At 38.0% G+C, this 20,877-nt stretch carries 19 protein-coding genes; 8 read left to right on the top strand and 11 right to left on the bottom strand.

Annotation, left to right across the window (positions count from 1 at the left end):
* Positions 1-193: 193 nt before the first annotated feature.
* On the top strand, positions 194-1,396 hold the full coding sequence (locus ACR1PO_RS03625; RefSeq protein WP_433985874.1) for a C1 family peptidase: 1,203 nt from the start codon (positions 194-196) through the stop codon (positions 1,394-1,396).
* A 409-nt stretch (positions 1,397-1,805) separates the two neighbouring features.
* Here the strand turns inward: ACR1PO_RS03625 and ACR1PO_RS03630 are convergent, their stop codons facing one another.
* Both ACR1PO_RS03630 and ACR1PO_RS03635 read right to left on the bottom strand, forming a co-directional pair.
* Positions 1,806-2,897: an acyltransferase family protein gene (locus ACR1PO_RS03630; protein ID WP_433985875.1), complete on the bottom strand. Its 1,092-nt coding sequence runs from the start codon at positions 2,895-2,897 to the stop codon at positions 1,806-1,808.
* A 388-nt stretch (positions 2,898-3,285) separates the two neighbouring features.
* Complete coding sequence (locus tag ACR1PO_RS03635) at positions 3,286-4,347, bottom strand: NADH:flavin oxidoreductase (protein WP_433985876.1); 1,062 nt, start codon at positions 4,345-4,347, stop codon at positions 3,286-3,288.
* Positions 4,348-4,513: 166 nt separating this feature from the next.
* Between ACR1PO_RS03635 and ACR1PO_RS03640 the strand changes: the two genes are divergently transcribed.
* Together ACR1PO_RS03640 and ACR1PO_RS03645 are read left to right on the top strand one after the other, a co-directional pair.
* A complete protein-coding gene (locus ACR1PO_RS03640) occupies positions 4,514-4,906 on the top strand; it encodes a winged helix-turn-helix transcriptional regulator (RefSeq protein ID WP_330747086.1) in 393 nt (130 codons plus the stop codon).
* A gap of 107 nt (positions 4,907-5,013) precedes the next feature.
* Positions 5,014-5,430 carry a carboxymuconolactone decarboxylase family protein gene (locus tag ACR1PO_RS03645; protein ID WP_332387720.1) on the top strand — a complete coding sequence of 139 codons (417 nt, stop codon included), beginning with the start codon at positions 5,014-5,016 and terminating at the stop codon, positions 5,428-5,430.
* A 57-nt stretch (positions 5,431-5,487) separates the two neighbouring features.
* On the opposite strand, the gene ACR1PO_RS03650 is transcribed toward ACR1PO_RS03645, so the two are convergent.
* Positions 5,488-7,920 (bottom strand): alpha-ketoacid dehydrogenase subunit alpha/beta, encoded by a 2,433-nt coding sequence (locus ACR1PO_RS03650; RefSeq protein WP_433985877.1) that lies wholly within the window; start codon positions 7,918-7,920, stop codon positions 5,488-5,490.
* Positions 7,921-8,057: 137 nt separating this feature from the next.
* Between ACR1PO_RS03650 and ACR1PO_RS03655 the strand changes: the two genes are divergently transcribed.
* Positions 8,058-8,351, top strand: coding sequence for a hypothetical protein (locus ACR1PO_RS03655; RefSeq protein WP_374462407.1), 294 nt, complete (start codon positions 8,058-8,060; stop codon positions 8,349-8,351).
* Between the two features lie 210 nt (positions 8,352-8,561).
* Here ACR1PO_RS03655 and ACR1PO_RS03660 read toward each other — a convergent pair whose 3' ends face one another.
* From ACR1PO_RS03660 to queA, 6 genes are all read right to left on the bottom strand, one after another.
* Positions 8,562-9,356 (bottom strand): hypothetical protein, encoded by a 795-nt coding sequence (locus ACR1PO_RS03660; RefSeq protein ID WP_433985878.1) that lies wholly within the window; start codon positions 9,354-9,356, stop codon positions 8,562-8,564.
* Positions 9,357-9,614: 258 nt separating this feature from the next.
* Positions 9,615-10,592, bottom strand: coding sequence for a polyprenyl synthetase family protein (locus ACR1PO_RS03665; protein WP_233334663.1), 978 nt, complete (start codon positions 10,590-10,592; stop codon positions 9,615-9,617).
* Between the two features lie 72 nt (positions 10,593-10,664).
* Positions 10,665-11,543: a hypothetical protein gene (locus tag ACR1PO_RS03670; RefSeq protein WP_433985879.1), complete on the bottom strand. Its 879-nt coding sequence runs from the start codon at positions 11,541-11,543 to the stop codon at positions 10,665-10,667.
* A gap of 271 nt (positions 11,544-11,814) precedes the next feature.
* Positions 11,815-12,765: a sterol desaturase family protein gene (locus tag ACR1PO_RS03675; RefSeq protein WP_433985880.1), complete on the bottom strand. Its 951-nt coding sequence runs from the start codon at positions 12,763-12,765 to the stop codon at positions 11,815-11,817.
* Between the two features lie 74 nt (positions 12,766-12,839).
* On the bottom strand, positions 12,840-13,874 hold the full coding sequence (rlmN, locus tag ACR1PO_RS03680; protein ID WP_343686481.1) for a dual-specificity RNA methyltransferase RlmN: 1,035 nt from the start codon (positions 13,872-13,874) through the stop codon (positions 12,840-12,842).
* A gap of 76 nt (positions 13,875-13,950) precedes the next feature.
* Entirely contained in the window at positions 13,951-15,000 is a 1,050-nt protein-coding gene (gene queA / locus ACR1PO_RS03685; protein WP_002977785.1) for a tRNA preQ1(34) S-adenosylmethionine ribosyltransferase-isomerase QueA, read from the bottom strand.
* 366 nt (positions 15,001-15,366) lie between these two features.
* On the opposite strand from queA, the gene ACR1PO_RS03690 reads away from it, so the two are divergent.
* From ACR1PO_RS03690 to ACR1PO_RS03705, 4 genes are all read left to right on the top strand, one after another.
* Entirely contained in the window at positions 15,367-16,059 is a 693-nt protein-coding gene (locus ACR1PO_RS03690; protein ID WP_332387726.1) for an AIM24 family protein, read from the top strand.
* Positions 16,060-16,438: 379 nt separating this feature from the next.
* Positions 16,439-17,836, top strand: coding sequence for a Gfo/Idh/MocA family protein (locus tag ACR1PO_RS03695; protein WP_332387727.1), 1,398 nt, complete (start codon positions 16,439-16,441; stop codon positions 17,834-17,836).
* Positions 17,826-18,740 carry a sugar phosphate nucleotidyltransferase gene (locus tag ACR1PO_RS03700; RefSeq protein WP_433985881.1) on the top strand — a complete coding sequence of 305 codons (915 nt, stop codon included), beginning with the start codon at positions 17,826-17,828 and terminating at the stop codon, positions 18,738-18,740. Before ACR1PO_RS03695 ends, ACR1PO_RS03700 begins: the two co-directional genes overlap by 11 nt.
* Complete coding sequence (locus ACR1PO_RS03705; protein WP_433985882.1) at positions 18,731-19,768, top strand: phosphotransferase enzyme family protein; 1,038 nt, start codon at positions 18,731-18,733, stop codon at positions 19,766-19,768. The genes ACR1PO_RS03700 and ACR1PO_RS03705 overlap by 10 nt, the downstream gene beginning before the upstream one ends.
* 155 nt (positions 19,769-19,923) lie before the next feature.
* Here the strand turns inward: ACR1PO_RS03705 and ACR1PO_RS03710 are convergent, their stop codons facing one another.
* Positions 19,924-20,238 (bottom strand): hypothetical protein, encoded by a 315-nt coding sequence (locus tag ACR1PO_RS03710; RefSeq protein ID WP_433985883.1) that lies wholly within the window; start codon positions 20,236-20,238, stop codon positions 19,924-19,926.
* A 73-nt stretch (positions 20,239-20,311) separates the two neighbouring features.
* Positions 20,312-20,803, bottom strand: coding sequence for a DNA-deoxyinosine glycosylase (locus ACR1PO_RS03715; RefSeq protein ID WP_433985884.1), 492 nt, complete (start codon positions 20,801-20,803; stop codon positions 20,312-20,314).
* Between the last annotated feature and the right edge of the window lie 74 nt (positions 20,804-20,877).

The raw sequence follows: 20,877 nt of genomic DNA on the forward strand, positions 1-20,877 counted from the left end.
GCAGAAACTTTAGTAAGGGTTGGAACCATCATCATTTTTTTAGGCAAAAAGGTAAAAAAGACAATTTACAAATGAGTATTTCTCTTTTTACGATTTACCTTATCATATTTTTTTGCATTCCAAATTTAACTTTTCCCCCTGTAACAAATCTCTATTATCAACGACTCTTAATATAAATAATCTTTTTATAGTAATGAAAAAAGCCAAAATTGCATCATTACTTTTTGTTTTGTCTGCAGGAAGTATGATGTTTGCCCAAGATGACTTAATCAACAAGTTAAAAAACAACCAATCACAAAATGCTAATTTTCAGTTCACAACGTTAAAAGACGTGGGTGCAACTTCAGTAAAGAACCAGGGTTCATCCGGAACCTGCTGGAGCTACTCAGGAAATTCTTTCCTTGAATCTGAAATGCAGAGGATGGGCAAAAAACCTGTGGATCTTGCTGAAATCTTTACTGCAAGAAATTCTTACCACGATAAAGCAAAATTATATGTTCTGAATAATGGCGCGATCAGCTGGGGTGACGGAGGAGAACTTCACGATGTAATCAATATGTACAAGAAATACGGAGCAGTTCCTCAGGATGTATACACAGGATTAAAGGCCGGACAGACTACCAACAACTTCAAGGAAATGCAGGGGAAACTGAAGCCGGTTCTTGACAGCCTTGTTCAGGCATCTTCAAAAGGAAAACTTACTGATAACTGGATGGATTCTGTAGATGCAATTCTTGATGAGTATTTAGGAAAAGTACCTGCCAACTTTACGTATGAAGGGAAAAACTATACTCCGAAAACATTTGCTAAAGAAGTAGTAGGAATCAATCCTGAAGATTATGTGGAATTATCTTCTTACAAAGATTATCCATATTTTCAGAAATTTGTAGTTCCGATTCCCGATAACTGGAGTCATGACTCTGACTGGAATGTACCGATGAAAGATCTTACAGCGATTATTGACAATGCCGTAAATAAAGGATATTCTGTTGGTTGGGCAACTGACGTTTCCGAGCCTTATTTCTCTTATAAAAACGGTGTAGCTTACGTTCCGGATATGGATCTTGACCAAATTACTGCAGAGAATAAGCAGACTTTGTTTACAGAGCCTAAAAAAGATAAAACAATCACTGAAGACATGCGTCAGAAAGCACTTAACAACCTTTCTACAACGGATGATCACGGTATGCATATCGTAGGACTGGCAAAAGACCAGACTGGTAAAGAGTATTATATGGTGAAGAACTCATGGGGAGTAACCAATGATTTCGCAGGATATATTTATGTGACAAGACCTTATGTTGAATACAAATCAACAGCAATCCTTGTTCACAAAAATGCCATCCCGAAAAGCATTCTGAAGCAGCTGAAGCCAACTAAGAATATTGGTTTATAAGAAAATCATTTCTGCCATTTTACAGGCAGTTTTAGATATTTAAATCTGTTATGAAACGCGCTCCTTTACAATCGGGAGCGCGTTTGTATTATGCATCTGGCTACCTTAATACTCTGCTAAAGAATTTGCATCATCAACAAATCACAACAACATGAAAAACCTAAAAAATCAGCAAAATCAGCGCTAAAAAAAATCAATGCCGGAAATGCTCCCGATTGTCCAGCAGTAACTCAAGCATGCTATTCCCCTGGTAAAGACGGACCTCAAAGATGGAGATGTATTTCTGAAACTACAGAATGTCCTTAATTTCCTGAAAATAGTTTCCGTGCCTACTGGACCTGTGATCCTGTAGAGTACGCACGTAGATTCTAAAAAAGCAAGTCTGTTTTCAATGAAGCAGGCTTTTAATTTAAATCCGGATATTAAGCTTTGGATATACTTTGTTTCTGTACCTCATAATAGGTTTTTCAATATAGGTATAGGAGACTCCTGCCGTTATAAATGAAATCAGAAAGAAAAGTATAAATTTTATTATGCCCGGAAGAAAACTGAAATAAGATAACTCCAGAAATTTATAAACCAGCCAGTGCTGCAGATATAAAGAATATGAGACTTTGCTGAGATACTGAATGATTCTCAAAAACAAGGTCCCGGAACATTTAATTTCCTTAAAAAATGGAAAAACAGAAGCCAGTGCCAATCCTGAAACAGAATAATATATTGTATTAAAATAATACAGGTCTGAATAATTATTTCTAAAAATAAGGTACTGATTGAAGATCAGTATTGCTATTCCCATCCAAAGCAGACTATATCTGTTGATAGAAATTCTCTTTTGATGAAAATGAAAAGCAATGGCTGTTATAATTCCAAAAGCGATGGCATCCAGGCGGAAAAAAGCAATTTTCCTCACTCCTTCATAAAAGGTAAAATCATAATGAGAGAAAGCTGTTATGCGCATTAAAAGAAAGTAAAACAGAAATATCAAAACTCCGGTACTTACTATTTTTTCTGTAGAAAAATCCCGCTTTATCTGCTTCACTAACAATAACGTCAGCGGAAACAAAACATAAAAATACTCCTCAATACTTAAACTCCAGGAAATTCCAAAGAAAGTTGGCTGTATTTGAAAGAAGTTCTGAATTAACAAAAAATATTTCCATAATGCCACATCTGCATTCTGAACTGAATCAACGTATTTATTACCTGCCCAATATATCATGAGCATTATAAAATACAATGGCAGAGTACGAAGCCATCTTCTTATTATGAAAACTTTCAAATTCTTCCAGACATTATCATTATCAAAAACCTCTATCAATAATTCACCTATAAGGACGCCGCTTAAAATAAAAAACAGCTCTACTCCAAACAAACCGCTGAAGAAAGCAATAAAAAATGAATATTCACCGGCATAAATATAGCCAAGAACATGACCTGTCATGACCAGTATAACAGCAAGGGAACGGATGATATCAAAACCAAAAATTCTTTTTTCCAAAACAGTTCAATAGAGATTGTTTGACCGGTATTTATTATTTTCTCAATTAATAAACACCACATGTGTTTAATCATTTATACGCTGATAAAAGTATAGAAAATGAATTTTAATGAATTTCTCAATATGCCTTATAAACTAACCATAAAATAGAAATCGGGTGAAATTTTTATTGAATTTTGATCAAATAGCCAATTCCGTAGTACGCAAAAAAATAACGGACTTCCAGAAATCTGAAATCCGTTATTTAATAAATAGGTGAAAATTAAATATAAAATAAAGTGAATTATGCTGATTTAATATCAAATTGAATAGTTAATTCTGCTTCGCAAGCCAAAAAATTATGCTGTTAAAAATTGATAGCAAAACGGATCACCCCTCTTTATTGATATTAAAATAAAACGCCCATACTTTCTGCTGAAAAATCAAGAAGCGCTTCTGTATTTCCTTCTTTGATCTTCTGTACCCACTGATAATCCTGAAGAATAGCTCTTCCTACCGCAACAAGATCAAATTCCTCATTATCCAGTCTTCTGATCAGCTCCGTCAGATCTGATTTTTCTGTTCCCTGGCCTGCAAAAGCATTAAGGAAATCTCCGTTCAACCCTACAGAACCTACTGTAATGGTTGGCTGCCCGGTAATTTTTTTAGCCCAGCCGGCAAAGTTTAAGTCAGAACCTTCAAACTCAGGCTCCCAGAAACGACGTTGTGAACAGTGGAAAATATCTACTCCAGCTTCTTTCAATGGTAATAACCACTCTTCCATTTCATTAGGAGTGAATGCCAGCCTGGTTTTATAATCCTGCTGCTTCCATTGTGAAAGACGGATAATAATGGTAAAGTCTTCTCCCACTGCTGCTCTGACCGCCTTAACGACATCAACAGCAAATCTGCTTCTTTCTTTTAATGTTTTACCACCATACTCATCTGTTCTTGTATTAGTTACTTCCCAGAAGAACTGGTCGATTAAATACCCGTGAGCCCCATGAATTTCAACACAATCGAAGCCAAGATCTTTCGCTGATTTTGCAGATGCTGCAAACTGTGCAATGGTATCCTGAATATCCTCGATGGTCATTGTAGAAGCTTTTTCCATAGGAACCAACGGATAGTCTTCAGACATTCTTGTATCTCCTACGTGCCAGATCTGAGGTCCCATTTTCCCTCCGTTATGATGTACAGTATCGATTACATTTTTCCAGCCGTTCAAAGCTTCTGTTCCATAGAAATCCGGAATGTTCTGCATATTCTTTGATCCCGGCCTGTTGATCACAGTTCCTTCAGAAAGAATCAATCCAACTTCTGAAGCGGCCCTTCTTCCGTAATAATCTGCAATATTCTGCGTAGGAACTCCATTGTCAGACTGTGCTCTGGTCATAGGAGCCATTACGATTCTATTTTTAAGCTGTAGATTTTTATATTGAAACGGTTTAAATAATGATGATGTGTTCATATTTAAATTTATATTTTATAATTGTTACACAAAGTAACTAATAATAGTTCACTTTTGTATCTTTTATTAAAAAAATAGTGGTAACTTCGCAGTAACTTACATTAGTAACATCAAAGTAACATATAAAACAAGGGTTCTGTATGGTACTTTTAAATCAAATCTCCTTATGAAAAAGAATGAATTAATGCAATACAGCTGTCCTTTGGGCAAGGCAATGGCCGCTTTGGGAAGCAAATGGAAACCTATTATTGTTCTGGTGATTAAAGACAGGAAGTTACGTTTTGGAGAACTGGCAGTACGCATTAATGTTATTTCCAGAAAGGTACTGACGGATCAGCTTAGAGAAATGGAAACCGACGGATTGGTGATCCGTGAAGAGTTTAAGGAACTCCCTCCACGTGTGGAATATTCCCTTACTGAAAAAGGACTGGCTTTGCTGCCGATTTTATATTTGCTGGAAGAGTGGGAAGCAAAATATCAGGTGAAAGGACAGCATGAAGATAAAGATTGTGCTTTTCTGAATGAGGAGGTAAAAAATAAAAAGGCTGTCAATGTTTGATGGCCTTTTATCTTGGATAGCACTTTCAAAAAGGTAAGTATATCACCAAAGTGTAAGTATATAGTTTCTGAAGTCTTTCTGATGCAAATTTGCAAAAAAATTTCATTATGAATTACAAAGACATTGCAAAGGAAACCATTGGAAATCTATACAAATCCCACCACAGCATTAGAAGATCCGGGATTGATGAAAAACTGATTGCTTTGGTGGAGCTTCGGGTATCTCAGATCAATGGATGTGCCTATTGCTGCAGTTATCACGCTAAAGAACTTTCTGATTTCGGCTTTGAACAGGATATTATCAACAGACTTCCGGGCTGGAAACATACCAATGCATTTAATGATCAGCAAAAGCTTGCTTTAGAATGGGCAGAAGCTATTATTCACAACAAAGATGATTGGGAAGATATCAAAGCAAAATTGATAGGGCAATTCACGGAAGGGGAAATTGTAGAACTTACGGCAAGTATAACACTGATGAATACTTTGAATACATTGAGGATTACTTTGGCTGAGAAGGACTAGCAAACAAAAAACCGCTCCCAAAAAGGAAGCGGTTTCATAATTTATCTGAAATCTCACTTAAAATATCGCAGGATATTTCTGAGGATTTGATTCATTAAACATAGCGTAGATCTTTTCTACCATATCGTCTGCAGACGGCTTACTGAAATAGTCACCATCACTTGCATAAGCAGGTCTGTGATCATTGGCAGAGATCGTCAACGGATCTGAATCCAGATATCTGAATGCTTTCTGTTTTTCAAGGATCTGTTGCAGGATGTATCCGGTAGTTCCTCCTTCCACATCTTCGTCAATCACTACTAATCTGTTGGTTTTCTTAACGCTTTCAGCAATTTCATGAGATAAATCGAAAGGAATCAATGACTGGATATCAATTACTTCTGCAGAAATTCCCAGTTTTTCCAATTCATTGGCAGCTTCAGTTACAATTCTCCATGTAGAACCGTAGGTTACCAGAGTAACGTCTTTCCCTTCTTTAGTAACCTCAATTTTACCTACCGGAACAGTGAATTCACCTAAGTTATCCGGCTGCTTTTCTTTCAGTCTGTATCCGTTCAGACATTCTACAATGATTGCAGGTTCGTCAGCCTGAAGCATTGTGTTGTAGAATCCTGCTGCTTTTGTAAGGTTCCTAGGCACCAATACCAGAATGCCTTTTGAAAGGTTCAGGATTCCTGCCATTGGAGAACCTGAATGCCAGATTCCTTCTAATCTGTGCCCTCTGGTTCTGATGATCAATGGAGCTTTCTGACCTCCTTTGGTTCTGTAGTGTACTGTTGCCAGATCATCGCTCATTCCCTGCAGACAGTAAAGAACATAATCTAAATACTGGATTTCTGCGATGGGTCTTAAACCTCTCATCGCCATACCAATTCCCTGTCCAAGAATCGTTGCTTCACGGATTCCGGTATCGGCGATACGTAAAGCGCCATATTTCTCCTGCATTCCTTCCAAGCCCTGGTTGACGTCACCGATGTTTCCGGTATCTTCACCAAAGATCAGTGTTTCAGGATATTTTTCAAAAATTTTATCAAAGTTATTTCTGATGACCACTCTTCCGTCCACTTCTTCAGAACTGTCGGAATATACAGGTTTGATTTCCTGAACATTTTCAGCCTTCCATTGAGACTGAGAATATAAGTGAGAAGAATAGTTGTCTTTTTCAACGGCAGCTACTTCATTGTATTTCTGCATCAGTTGAGCTCTTTCTGCAGAGTTTGTTCCTCTTGTCGCCAGTAATGTTTTTCTTACCAGGTGGAAGATATCTTTTTTAGCTTTTGAAACCAGTTTGTTGAACTGAGCAATATAAGCTTCCACTTCAGCATTCTGTCCTTTAAGATTTTCTACTAAAGGTAAAATAGACTGTGTAAGTTCTGAAATGGCCTTCTGATAATTTTCCCAGGCTGTTTTCTGACCTGCTTTTGCTGCTTTTTTAGCTTCTTCATCAATGACGTCCAGCTCTTCAGCAGTGGCAATTACTTCTTCCTTCCCATCAATTTCGATAGAATAATTCAGGATCCATTCTTTGAATTTCACTAATCCGTCGAACTCAGCTTCCCAGGCAAGACGTGCTTCATTTTTATATCTTTCGTGAGATCCGGAAGTAGAGTGTCCCTGAGGCTGGGTAACATCAACTACGTGCACTACCACCGGTACACTTTCTGTTCTTGCAAAATGTTCTGCCCTTGCATATGCATCCAATAATGCAGGATAATCCCACGCTTTTACCTGGATAATCTCACATCCCTGGTTCTCCCCTTCTTTTCTCTGGAAACCGCTTAACATTTCACTGATATCAGCTTTGGCTCTCTGATTTTTGGTAGGAACTGAAATTCCGTACCCGTCATCCCAGATGGAAACAATCATAGGAACCTGAAGAGCACATGCAGCATTCAGTGTTTCCCAGAAATGTCCTTCTGCGGTAGAAGCATCTCCAATGGTTCCGAAAGCAATTTCATTACCTTCTCTTGAGAATTTTTCTGACCCGTTAAATTTTACACTTTTATAAATTGTTGAAGCCTGTGCCAATCCCAATAATCTTGGCATCTGGCCGGCTGTAGGAGAAATATCAGAAGAAATATTTTTCTGAGCTGTCAAATCTTTCCAGCTCCCGTCTTCATGTAAACTTCTTGTTGCGAAATGCCCGTTCATCTGTCTTCCGGCTGAAGCAGGTTCTCTTTCCACACTTGTATCTGCATACATCTGTGCAAAGAAACTTTCTACTGTCAGAGCATTTATTGCCAATGCAAAAGTCTGGTCCCTGTAATATCCTGAACGGAAGTCTCCATTTCTGAAAACTTTCGCCATTGCAAGCTGAGGAAGTTCTTTTCCATCCCCAAAAATTCCGAATTTAGCTTTTCCTGTGAGTACTTCTCTTCTTCCGAGATAAGACATTTCACGGGAAATCCTTCCTAACCTGTAATCTCCAAGTATCTGATTTTTAAAATCTTGAAAGGATATTTGCTGTGTTTCAATATAGGTTGTTTGCATAGCTAAGTAAAAAAGTTTTTAATCTTCAAGTATTTTGCTAATATACACTTTTTAAATTAATTTTAATTTTTAATAATCTTTTTTAAAAATTTGATAATAAAAAAAATTGTGCTTTATTTTGAAAAAAAATGTAAAAGATGGAAAAAAAATCACCTCACATCTTGAATGCATCCAGCAATCTTTTAGGGTTTTCATTGATTATTATTACCTCATTAAAAATCTCTAAGATCAGTCAGAGTACCTATTTGGACGAATTTGCAGGATTTGCCTGTATCCTTTTTGCCTGCAGCTGCTTCTTTTCGTTTCTAGCTATCAGAACAAAAAACGAAAAGCGGGAATATACGTTTGAGAACATTGCGGATTATTTATTTTTAATCGCTTTATTTTGTATAGTCCTGGCCGTTATTATTGTAACCCTGAAAATAATTTAATTTAAAATTTTCGCTCAATTGCATAATTCTGGAAATAAATAAGGATATCCAGACATCAGATCCGGGAATTTATTAATAAAATTTTTAGCTCTCGCTTCTGAATCAGTATCAGAATTTGAATATAAACAGAAAGTGTTCCGTATACAATTTCAGTTTCCCGAAAACATATACAAAACACTTTATCTGTTTAATTGTAATGTAGAGATAGACTTATATTTTCTGAACAGTTACATTGGTAACATTTCCACTTCCTGTAGATCCTGTTTCTGTTGCAATAATCGTTGAATTTTGATTAGGAGCTGCTGTAAAACGGATCTGATAGCCCGCTGTAGGAGCTACAATTACGGTTGTATAATTCATCAGTTCACCCACTGTTCCTGAAGAAGCAACTGCATTATAATGACTTCCCCTTCCCAGGTAATTAGCATCCGGTACAGGTCTGATGCCGATAAGCAGCTGAGTACCTGCCGGCATATTGGTAAAGCTTGCCTGTAACGTGACCAGATAATTCCCGGCCTGATTAAAGGTCAGTACTCCGGTTCCTGTATTATAAGAATAGAACGGAGAAGTTGCTAACGGTGTAGCGAATAATAAAGTCGTAATTGTAGAAGAACTGATGTTCTGGTTAGCCGCTAATCGTGCATGAAAGAGCGAATAAGCAGTAAAATCTATAGTCTTCAGTACTCCGGTAGCATCAGCTACGACAACCCTGTCAGTTCCTCCAATACCTACATTCGAATTAATGTTACGGATACGGGCATTTCCAGACGCCACATCCAATCTTTCAGTTGGAGAAATAGTTCCTATCCCTACCTTAGCACCTGAAGTGACACTAAAGTCATTATCCTGCTGAGCTGCGGAAGGAGCTCCCGTTACAGGATTGTCTTTAGATCCGTCAATATGAAAAGTTGCCTGGGGATTTTGAGTACCTATTCCTACTTGTGCGCACGTAAGAAAGCTTGAACTGATAGCACATGCTATCATCATTGTTTTGATTTTTTTCATTATTTGTTGTTTTTTTGTAATAACAAATAAACAACATTTATATTGAAAATCAATGAATTATTAACAATTATTTCCGTTGAATTATGCAAAATATTAATTTACAGTAATTTACTAGGATAAAAAAACAAACTAATCACAACTCATTGAATTATTGAGAGATAGGACAATTTCCCTTTCGACAATAAAGATCCTTTACACCATGCAGGATTAAAGGAAACAGGAGAACAAAAATGTCAGGATTGATAAAAAGTGTTACTGTCAGAATTTTCTTTCAATAACATAATCCAGCATAATATGCAGCGATTTTCTTGCTTCAGAATCGGGAAATTCATTGAGAATATCTTTTGCCTTCTGCTGAAAATCCTTCATAATGGTAATAGCATATTCCAATCCGCCGGAAGTCTTTACAAATTCTATAAGCTCTTTTACCCGTTTTGGATTGTTATTATAACGCTTTATGGTATCAAAATAATATTTTCTGTCCTTTTCGTTAGCTGTCTTAAGGGTATGGATTAGAGGAAGTGTCATTTTCTGTTCTTTAATGTCAATTCCAACCGGTTTTCCGATTACATTTGAACTTAAATAATCAAAAAGGTCATCTTTGATCTGGAACGCCATTCCTGTAAAGGTCCCGAAGTCCATCATTTTTTTGGCTAAAGCTTCATCTGCATTGTTAGAAAGAACCCCTATTTCACAACAGGCTGCAATCAGCGTGGCGGTTTTCTGACGGATAATTTCATAGTAAACATCTTCCGTAATATCCAGTTTTCTGGCTTTTTCAAGCTGGAGCAGTTCACCTTCAGACATTTCACGGATGGTTCTGGAAATGACTCCAAGCAGATCATAGTCTTTATGGTCCGTAGATAATAAAACAGATTTAGACAGAAGATAGTCTCCAACCAAAACCGCTATTTTATTTTTCCACAATGCATTGATTGAAAAGAAATTGCGACGCTTAAAGCTTTCATCCACTACATCATCATGTACCAGAGTGGCAGTGTGGATCAGCTCAATCATAGAAGCTCCGCGGTACGTCTTCTCCGTTACTTCACCCACCAGTTTGGCGCAAAGAAATACGAACATGGGACGCATCTGCTTTCCTTTCGTGGTAACAATAAAACGGGTTACTTTATCCAATAAAGCTACTTTACTCTGCATTGATTCATAAAACTTCTGTTCAAAAAGTTTCATTTCATCATTGATCGGTCGTTTAATCTCTTCTACAATGTTTGCCACAATCTGCGATGCTGGGTGAATAATTATTAATTCTCACAAAGATAATTTTTTTCGCTCAATTTTAAGATAAAATTAATCTTTGAGTTGGTCTTTCGGGATAAAATAAAATGAAGGTTTTGTACTTCCCAACGGAGATCTGAATTTTTCCCCTGAAATATAAATTCCCGATTCATCTGCACTTACCCCCTCAATCTGCCCCAGTGCAAGTGCTGTTCCCAGGTAATAATGTTTGGGCCTTTCTTTAAAAAATATTCCAGGTTCACTTTCTGTAAAGATATCTAAAAAGATTTCCGTTTTTCTGGTATACCCAACGAGATAAAGCTTTTTATCAAAGTAGGAAGCATCTGTAACTACAAAATTGGTTTTATAGGATTCTATTTTTACAGCATCCTGCTTCTCTTCTTTTTCAGGATCTATTAAGTAATGTGTGGTAGCTTTTGAGGACCATTCTTTGGTGAAAAGATGAATTTTCCCATTCAGATACATCATAGCTTCTGCGTCAAAATCTGTTTTTAAGTATCCTGATATATAATCATCCTGCTCCGGATACCGGAACTGTATTTTTTTAATCCGGCTGTTCTGAAGGCTGTCATTCTGGAAGGGTACCTTGTAAATTTCAAGATCTTTCCTCTTCCCATCATTGTTCCCGAAATCTCCGATATAAAAATGTGTACCGTCATTTGCAAGTGCCTCCCAGTCCTTATTGCCTGCATTGACTTTTAAAACTTTTACAATTTCCCCGGAAGTTTTATTGATTTCAAATAATTCGGGATCATTTCCACTGTCGTTGAATGTATACAGCTTTCCATTAAACAGATTCAGTCCGGAAGTTTCGCGGATCTTATCATCAAGATGGCTGATTCTGTATTTTTTAATTTTCAGAAAATCGGTTTGCTGTGAAAATGCAATGTGAGCAGTAACAAGGAAAATAATCAGCAGAAATTTTTTCATAAGACAAAAATAGGATTTTATTCTGAGCTGGTGAGTTGGGTAAGAGTGTTTGAGAGCCTGAATGAGATACGGGATTTCGGGATTCGGTTGGAGGTGAAAGTGTAGATTCCTACGGAATGGACAAACTAAGTACATCATCTATCCATACACTTTGCCATTCCGAAGAATCTACCTATTGTAATAGCCTTTGAAAACATGTCAATTCTAAAAATAGAAAAACGGACCAAATAGTCCGTTTTCCCCTTAGATTTCTATTGATTTAAATCAGAAGTTAAGCCGTTTTCTGCTCTTTCTGATTTTGCTGTTGTTCTTTTCTTTTAGCCTGTCTTGCAAAATATTCTTTCTGGTATTGCCTTACTGTTTTTCCGGTTCCGTCATGTCTCCATCCGGGTGAATTGAAAATATAATTGATTCTGTCTGTGAATTTTAATCCGGGCTGCTTAAGGTCTTTCCAGATTTTTCTCCATTCGTAAAACAGCACCGTATCCGGTCTGTTATCCGGCATTTTTGGATAAATTCCATATTTTACAGGTACATTGGGGTCTTCTTTCTGAAAGGTTCCGAATATTTTATCCCAGATAATCAGGCACATTCCCATGTTTTTATCGAGGTATTTTACATTACATGCATGATGTACACGATGGTGGGAAGGTGTTACCAGAATATGCTCTAAAAATCCCATGCTCTTCACTGTCTGAGTGTGTACCCATGTTCCATATACCTGCCCGATTGCATAAGCAACCATAATATGCCACGGATTGAATCCTAAAAAGGCAAGCGGTGAAAAATATAAATATCTGTAAAGCGGCTGTAATACAGGGCTTCTAAATCCTGTTGTCAGGTTAAAATATTCTGAGCTGTGGTGCGTAATATGAACTGCCCAGAATGCTCTGGAACGGTGATCCACATAATGCAGCACATAATAGGCAAAATCTGTGATGATAAAACAAGCCAGCAGATACCAGATACTAAGATCCCATGAGAAAATCCTGTGATGGTAAAAGAAAAACATCACTCCCATGGCAAACGCCTTCATGATAAGGTCAAGGCCAAAATTCATCAATGCAAGATAAATATTGGTCGCAAGATCTTTCCCGCTGTACAACTTAGCTTCTGAAACGTGGCTGTAAATCATTTCAGCTAAAATAACTGTAGCATGCAATGGGATAGCCCATGCATACACATTTTCCAGCCCGTCCTCGCTCATAAGAAAATCCATCATCACAAAATAATTTGTGCAAAGGTAGGGTTTTAACCTATTTTTTAAGAAAGTTTTAGGCTTTTTTTAAGGAAATTTTAATCTGTAGTTTTATTGGCCAGTTGTCCGCAGGCTGCATCAATATCACCTCCACGGCTTCTTCTGACCATTACGGTAATCCCTGCATTTTCAAGCTGGCGGATATAGTTTTCTTCTGCCTGTTTGTTGCACTGGTCATATTTTCCGTCCCCGATCGGGTTGTATTGAATCAGGTTAACTTTTGAAGGAACCTGTCTGCAGTATTTGATTAAGGCTTTGATATCTTCATCTCCGTCATTGATCCCTTTCCATACACAGTATTCAAAGGTGATAACAGAACCGGTTTTTTGGTACCAGTACTGAAGAGCCTCCATAATATCCGTCAACGGAAATTTATCGGAGAAAGGCATGATTTCATTACGCTTGGATTCGATAGCAGAGTGAAGGGATAAGGCCAGCTTCACACGCAGCTCATCATCCGCAAGCATTTTAATCATTTTAGGGATACCGGATGTAGAAACGGTAATTCTCCTCGGAGACATTCCCAATCCTTCCGGCTGGGTAATTTTTTTGATCGCTTCCACTACGTTTTTGTAGTTCATCATCGGCTCTCCCATTCCCATAAATACGATATTGGAAAGCGGTCTGTCGAAATACATTCTGCTCTGACTATCGATCAGGGCAACCTGGTCTACAATTTCAGCGACTTCAAGGTTTCTCATCCTTTTCAGTCTTGCTGTAGCGCAGAATTCGCAGTTTAAGGAGCATCCTACCTGTGAAGATACACAGGCTGTAGTTCTTGTTTCTGTAGGAATAAGAACAGATTCCACCATCAGTCCGTCATGAAGTTTCACTCCGTTTTTGATGGTTCCGTCAGAACTTTTTTGAAGAAGGTCTACGGAAACAGGATTAATGGTGTATTCTTCCGAAATTTTCTCACGAAGTGATTTTGAAAGATTCGTCATTTCGTCAATTGAATGGAGGTTTTTGCTCCATAGCCAGTCATAGACCTGCTTCGCACGAAACGGCTTTTCTCCTAAAGACACAAAGTAGTCTTTAAGCTGGTCTAATGATAATGTACGGATATCTTTCATTTCAGAAATAGGTTGCAGATTTTAGATGTCAGGTTGCAGATACTATTACCTGCAACCTGTTACCTATTATCTTTTATTATAGAATTAACATTGCGTCACCGTAAGAATAGAATTTATACTTTTCTTTTACGGCTTCTTCATAAGCATGCATTACGAAATCTCTTCCGGCAAATGCAGCGATCATCATGATCAAAGTAGACTTCGGTGTGTGGAAGTTGGTGATCATTGAATTGGCAACTCCGAATTCGTGAGGAGGATAAATGAATTTATTCGTCCATCCGTTGAAAGCAGAGATTTTTTTGTTTGAAGAAACAGAAGTTTCCAATGCTCTCATCGTAGTAGTACCTACTGCGCAAACTCTTCTGTGAGCTTCTACCGCTTTGTTGATAATAGCAGCGTTTTTCTCATCGATGATGATCTCTTCAGATTCCATTTTATGCTTGGAAAGATCTTCTACCTCAATCGGGTTGAAAGTTCCCAATCCTACGTGAAGCGTAACTTCAGCAAAATTGATTCCCTTGATCTCCAATCTTTTCATCAAATGCTTAGAGAAGTGAAGACCTGCTGTAGGTGCAGCTACTGCTCCCTCTACTTTTGCGTAGATCGTCTGGTATCTTTCTGCATCTTCAGGCTCTACAGCTCTTTTGATATATTTTGGAAGCGGAGTTTCCCCCAGTTCCTTTAATTTAGATCTGAATTCTTCGTAAGAACCGTCGAATAAGAATCTTAATGTTCTTCCTCTTGAAGTTGTATTATCAATAACTTCAGCTACCAAAGATTCATCTTCAGTGAAGAATAATTTGTTACCAATTCTGATTTTTCTTGCAGGATCTACCAAAACATCCCAAACTCTGGTTTCCTTATCAAGTTCTCTCAATAAGAAAACTTCAATTTTAGCTCCGGTTTTTTCTTTGTTTCCGTAAAGACGTGCAGGGAAAACCTTTGTATTGTTGAAGATGAACAAATCCTCTTCATCAAAATAATCCACTACATCTTTGAATAATTTGTGCTCGATAGTCTGTGTTTTTCTATCAAGTACCATTAATCTCGCTTCGTCTCTGTGCTCTGATGGGTGTTCTGCCAATAATTCCGCAGGAAGATCAAAATTAAAATCTGATGTTTTCATTTTTTAAATTACGGTTTAAAAATTACTGAAATTACAAGGTGTAATTTTCGGAGTGCAAATATACGACATTGAACACCCCTTTGTCAAGTATTATTTACAATCCGATATAAAACCGTGATTTTACGGGGAGTTTCAAGGGATAAAAAGAGTATTTTTGGGAAAATTAAAATTCAACATGGAATCTGTAAGCAAAATATACTTCACTGATAATCCGTATCCTGATGGTTATACATTTGAAATATTCAATTGAACCAGACGAATTATTTAAAAACTAAAAAAGGCACAAATCTGAATCCCAAAAGTAACAAAAGAGCTTATAAACCCGACAAACTGAAACAATAACACTATAAAATTAAAAATATCATTATGAGCAAATATTCGATTGAAGCATTTATCAATGAAACGAAAGAAAATCCGCAGCAAAGAGATTACTTTGAACTGGAAACAAAACATCTCCTTGAAATCAACCTTAATAATCAGGCGGTATGGACAAAAAGAGGAAGTATGGTAAGCTATGTGGGAAATATCAATTTTGAAAGACAGGGAATGCTGTCCGGGGGAATTGGAAATCTTTTAAAGAAAGCCATCAGCGGTGAAGGAGCCAGGCTGATGAAAGCGGAAGGTACAGGAAAACTGTATGTAGCCGATTCCGGGAAGAAAGTCCGTATTTTATATCTGAATAATGAATCTGTCTGCGTGAACGGAAATGATGTTCTTGCCCACGAACAAAGTGTAAAAAGTGATATCACCATGCTGAAAAGTATTGCCGGAATGATGTCCGGAGGTCTTTTCCAGGTGAAACTTTCAGGAACGGGACATATTGCCATTACCACTCACGGAGATCCTCTTACACTGCTGGTAACTCCAGATACACCGGTATTCACAGATCCTAATGCTACTGTTGCATGGTCCGGAACCCTAAACCCGGAACTGAAAACCAATGTTTCTTTCAAAAGCCTTATCGGAAGGGGAAGCGGCGAAGAGTTTCAGATGAAATTCTCAGGACATGGCTGGGTACTGATTCAGCCTTATGAAGAAGTATATTATATGGAAAAATAAGATATCCAACTTAGAAGTGATTTAAAAATCGTAATCAATATCATTGAAGCCAATGAATACTCTTATAAAGCTATTTCTCATGATCCTGTATCTCAAAAACTAAATATAATAGCTGGATTCCTACGGAATGACAATGTGGGCGGATAACGCTTAGTTTGTCCATTCCGTAGGAATCTACACTCTCACCTCAAACCCGAAACCCGATCCCTCATCTCATTCAAGCTCTCCCCTCCACCAATCTCGAAACCGGAAATAAAAAACTTCCTCCCGAGACCAAATCCCGCATCTTAAAACTCCCTGACTCTCAACCCCTCCTACTTAATATCCGTCACCTCACCGGGATTTACAAAAGTTTTAATATATTTAGAAAAAAAAATAGATGGACAACAGCAATTCCCGCAGGAACTTTCTTAAGACAGCAGCTTTAGCAGGCTTTGGAGCACTGGTTTTACCCAATTCTTTATTTGCTTATTCCAATGATTTTAAAACAGATAAAAAGGTCCGCGTCGGTTTTATCGGTGTAGGTCTACGTGGGCAGGAACATGTAAAATTACTGGCAAAACGTAATGATGTAGAGATTATAGCGTTTGCAGATCCGGAGAAAAGAATGCTTGCCGCGTCTCAAAAAATACTAAAAGACAATAATAAACCGGCTGCCCGGGAGTTTTCCAATGGAGAATATGACTATCGGAATCTTTTAAAATTAAAAACAATAGACGCCGTTGTTATCGCAACACCATGGGAATGGCATCTTACACAAGGTGTGGAAGCTATGCGTGCTAAAAAAATTGTGGGCATGGAGGTTTCAGGAGCCATAAAGCTTCAGGACTGCTGGGAATTTGTAAAGGTTTACGAAGAAACGAAAGTTCCTATCTTCATGATGGAAAATGTTTGCTACCGAAGAGATATCATGGCTATTCTGAATATGGTGCGTAAAGGAATGTTCGGGGAATTGATTCACGGAAGAGGCGGATATCAGCATGATCTGAGAGGCGTTCTTTTCAATGACGGTGTTAATCCATACAATTCCGGTGCTGAATTCGGAGAAAAAGGATTTAGTGAAGCAAAATGGAGAACTGAACATTATGTAAAACGTAACGGAGAGCTTTATCCTACCCATGGATTAGGTCCGGTTGCCATGATGATGGATATCAACAGAGGAAACCGCTTAACAAAACTGTCTTCATTCTCATCAAAATCTGTAGGACTTCATAAATATATTGTTGAACATCCAAAAGGAGGGGAAAATCATCCTAACGCCAAAGTCAAATTCAACCAGGGAGATATTGTAACCACTCAGATTGCCTGTGCCAACGGCGAAACCATCCTTCTTACTCATGATACAAGTTTACAGAGACCTTATGATCTTGGTTTCAGGGTTCAGGGAACTGAAGGCCTGTGGCAGGATTTCGGATGGGGAGATTTTAACCAGGGACATATTTATTTTGAAAAAACAATGAATCATACCCACCGCTGGGACAATACTGAAAAATGGATGAAAGAATATGACCATCCAATATGGAAGAAGTTTGAAAGCACTGCTGCAGGAGCAGGACATGGCGGAATGGATTTCTTTGTGATGAATACTTTTATAGAATGTATCAAACGAAATATAGAATTCCCTATGGATGTGTATGATCTGGCTCTGTGGTATTCAATTACCCCATTGAGTGAAGAGTCTATTGCCAAAGGCGGTCAGGTGGTTGATATCCCTGATTTCACCAACGGAAAATGGAAAACCCGTAAACCTGTATTTGGAATGACGGATGAGTTCTAAGAAGACATTACTTATACTGGCAGGCGGATTAGGAAGCAGGTACAAAGGGCTTAAACAGGTGGATGGAATACTCGGCAACGGTTCCCCGATTCTGGAATATTCTATCTTTGATGCCCTGGAAGCCGGCTTCCAGAAAGTGGTTATTATTGTCAACAAACTGATTCCTGAAAGTTATATTGAAAGGCTCAACACAATTTCAAAAGCTAAAAATTTTGAGCTGCATTGGGTATATCAGGAAATAGACAGCATTCCTATTTCACTGGAAGGTTTTGATTATCCTGACCGTGAAAAACCATGGGGAACTGCTCATGCTGTACTCTGCGCCAAATATTCAATACAGGAGCCTTTTGTAATGATCAATGCGGATGACTTTTACGGAAAAGAAGCCTATCAGCTGGCCGCCCATGAAATCAACCATCACCATATTTCAGATACACAGCTGGGAATGATTGCTTATCCTGTGGGCACAACATTGAGTGGTAACGGAGCCGTAGCAAGAGGAATATGTACGCTGGATTCAGAAAATTACCTGATCAGAATAGAGGAACAAACTTCTATTCAAAGAATAAATAACTCTATTGTTTACATTAAAAACGGCGAAAATATAAAACTGGACCCGGAAGCACTGGTGTCCATGAACTTTTTTATTTTCCATCCTCATATCTTCTGTTATCTGGAAGCCTATTTCTATGATTTTATTGAATCTGACCCTCTGCCCAAACAGGAATTTTATATTCCTTCCGCTGTACAGAGAATGATGGATGAAGAAAGGGTAAAAGTGAAGGTAAAAGCTTCTCCTTCCCAATGGATGGGCGTAACGTATGCCGATGATAAAAAGGATATTAAAGATTTTCTGATTTCAGAGATCAGCAACAACAGATACCCGGAAAATTTATGGAGCTAAACGATATTGTTTTTGAATTTATCGGTACAGATCATTATAATCTTACTCCTGTTACTGACGGGCTGATCAATACCACTTACCTTCTGGAAGACAAAGATCACGGGAAAAAGTTTATCCTCCAGAAAATTAACCATCATGTATTCAGACAGCCGGAGGTAATCGTCAATAATCATTTAATGATCAATGACATTCTCAGGGCCAATAACTATCAGTTTGAAATTATTGAACCTATTCCCTCACAGACCAATAAAATTCTGATAAAAGACGCGGATGGACATCCATGGCGCATGCTCAATTTTATAGAAAACAGTGTTACCTTTCTTACCGCTCCATCGTTACAAACGGCTTTTGAAGCAGCTAAAACTTTCAGTTATTTCCTTAACACCGTAAATAATACTGAAAAGCTGCCTGCCGTTGAAGATCCGATTCCCGGCTTTCTCAATTTTGAAAAAAGAATTACAGATTATAAGAGCTCGCTAAAAAATGCAGCACCTCATTTACAAGAAAACGCAAAGGCTGAAATAGAAATCACCAACCGGTTTCTGTCTTTGCCTGATCGATGGATAGAGATGGAGAAAAACGGTCATATTCCTAAACGGATTATCCATGCAGATGTGAAAATCAGCAATCTTCTTTTCGATCGGGAGTATCGTCCGCTAGCAGTAATTGATCTGGATACCACGATGATTTCTACTATTTTGTATGATTTCGGAACGATGATCCAATCCTATACCAATATAACCCATGAAGATGACGGAAGTGCCAGAAACAACTTCAATCCTGAAATGTATAAAGCGGTAAAAGAAGGTTTTCTGTTCCATTTAAAAGATAACCTGACCACGACAGAAACTGAGAGCCTTGACTATGCCGCACAGGTCGCTATTTACATCCAGGAACTTCGTTTTTTGACCGATTATCTGAATGGCAGTATTTATTATGCTACAAAATATCCTGAACATAATTTAGACCGGACGAAAAATCAGCTGGAACTGTTGAAAGGATTAAGGGAATATTTAGAGAGTGAATGATTTTTATTTAGATTGCATTCTATATTTAGATTCCTGCGGAATGACAAAGTGTATGCATAAATAAAGCGCTCTGTTTGTCATTCCCTAGGAATCTATTCGTTTACAATTTCAGCACTCTAACTCATAACCCCCTCCACTCTCAAACGCTCAAACGCTCAAACTAAAAACTCCAATATTCTCTTCCATTCTTCCAGTTTCTTTTCAAAGGAAACGGTGTGAAGCGGACTTGTGGAGGGCAATAAAAAAACGGGTAATTTATAATTTTTCCCCAGCAGCTTTTGTAAGTTTTTGTAAGACTTCCCGCCATTGCAGAAAATGGCTTTGATGTTCGGATGTTCTTCCAGCAGTTCCGCAATCTGATTGGCTTCTTCGTTCCTGATTTCAGAATCCAGGCTTCCTTTTCTCTCGCAGGAATCAATCACATCCCAAAGGACAAAGTGTATGCATAAATAAAGCGCTCTGTTTGTCATTCCCTAGGAATCTATTCGTTTACAATTTCAGCACTCTAACTCATAACCCCTCCACTCTCAAACGCTCAAACGCTCAAACTAAAAACTCCAATATTCTCTTCCATTCTTCCAGTTTCCTTTCAAAGGAAACGGTGTGAAGCGGACTTGTGGAGGGCAATTGAAAGACGGGCAATTTATAATTTTTTCCCAGCAGCTTTTGTAAGTTTTTGTAAGACTTCCCGCCATTGCAGAAAATGGCTTTGATGTTCGGATGTTCTTCCAGCAGTTCCGCAATCTGATTGGCTTCTTCGTTCCTGATTTCAGAATCCAGGCTTCCTTTTCTCTCGCAGGAATCAATCACATCCCAAAGGGCAATATGATGTTTCTTTATGGTCTCGATTCTTTGGATGTAATCATCCGTAAAGTCTTCATTCAGCAATTCAAAAATGATTTTCCAGAATTTGTTTTGAGGATGGGCATAATACTGCTGCTTTTCCAATGATTTCACTCCGGGAATTGATCCTAAAATCAGAATTTCAGACTGGGCGTCAATAATGGGTGGAAATGAAGAAATACGCTTTTGCATATTCAAATATAGAGATTTTATTTATTTTTAATGAGGCTGGAAGCTGGGAGCTTGAAGAAGGAAGCTATTAAGGT

This window comes from Chryseobacterium amylolyticum, from assembly GCF_051011775.1.
GTDB lineage: Bacteria > Bacteroidota > Bacteroidia > Flavobacteriales > Weeksellaceae > Chryseobacterium.

What these genes read in the sequence shown, in the direction of transcription:
- ACR1PO_RS03625 (WP_433985874.1), top strand. Translation starts at nt 194, where the DNA reads ATGAAAAAAGCCAAAATTGCATCATTACTTTTTGTTTTGTCTGCAGGA.
- ACR1PO_RS03640 (WP_330747086.1), top strand. Translation starts at nt 4,514, where the DNA reads ATGAAAAAGAATGAATTAATGCAATACAGCTGTCCTTTGGGCAAGGCA.
- ACR1PO_RS03710 (WP_433985883.1), bottom strand. Translation starts at nt 20,238, where the DNA reads ATGACAAACAGAGCGCTTTATTTATGCATACACTTTGTCCTTTGGGAT.
- ACR1PO_RS03670 (WP_433985879.1), bottom strand. Translation starts at nt 11,543, where the DNA reads ATGAAAAAATTTCTGCTGATTATTTTCCTTGTTACTGCTCACATTGCA.
- ACR1PO_RS03655 (WP_374462407.1), top strand. Translation starts at nt 8,058, where the DNA reads ATGGAAAAAAAATCACCTCACATCTTGAATGCATCCAGCAATCTTTTA.
- ACR1PO_RS03690 (WP_332387726.1), top strand. Translation starts at nt 15,367, where the DNA reads ATGAGCAAATATTCGATTGAAGCATTTATCAATGAAACGAAAGAAAAT.
- ACR1PO_RS03705 (WP_433985882.1), top strand. Translation starts at nt 18,731, where the DNA reads ATGGAGCTAAACGATATTGTTTTTGAATTTATCGGTACAGATCATTAT.
- ACR1PO_RS03645 (WP_332387720.1), top strand. Translation starts at nt 5,014, where the DNA reads ATGAATTACAAAGACATTGCAAAGGAAACCATTGGAAATCTATACAAA.
- ACR1PO_RS03715 (WP_433985884.1), bottom strand. Translation starts at nt 20,803, where the DNA reads ATGCAAAAGCGTATTTCTTCATTTCCACCCATTATTGACGCCCAGTCT.
- ACR1PO_RS03660 (WP_433985878.1), bottom strand. Translation starts at nt 9,356, where the DNA reads ATGAAAAAAATCAAAACAATGATGATAGCATGTGCTATCAGTTCAAGC.
- ACR1PO_RS03700 (WP_433985881.1), top strand. Translation starts at nt 17,826, where the DNA reads ATGAGTTCTAAGAAGACATTACTTATACTGGCAGGCGGATTAGGAAGC.
- ACR1PO_RS03695 (WP_332387727.1), top strand. Translation starts at nt 16,439, where the DNA reads ATGGACAACAGCAATTCCCGCAGGAACTTTCTTAAGACAGCAGCTTTA.
- ACR1PO_RS03635 (WP_433985876.1), bottom strand. Translation starts at nt 4,347, where the DNA reads ATGAACACATCATCATTATTTAAACCGTTTCAATATAAAAATCTACAG.
- ACR1PO_RS03650 (WP_433985877.1), bottom strand. Translation starts at nt 7,920, where the DNA reads ATGCAAACAACCTATATTGAAACACAGCAAATATCCTTTCAAGATTTT.
- queA (WP_002977785.1), bottom strand. Translation starts at nt 15,000, where the DNA reads ATGAAAACATCAGATTTTAATTTTGATCTTCCTGCGGAATTATTGGCA.
- ACR1PO_RS03675 (WP_433985880.1), bottom strand. Translation starts at nt 12,765, where the DNA reads ATGATGGATTTTCTTATGAGCGAGGACGGGCTGGAAAATGTGTATGCA.
- rlmN (WP_343686481.1), bottom strand. Translation starts at nt 13,874, where the DNA reads ATGAAAGATATCCGTACATTATCATTAGACCAGCTTAAAGACTACTTT.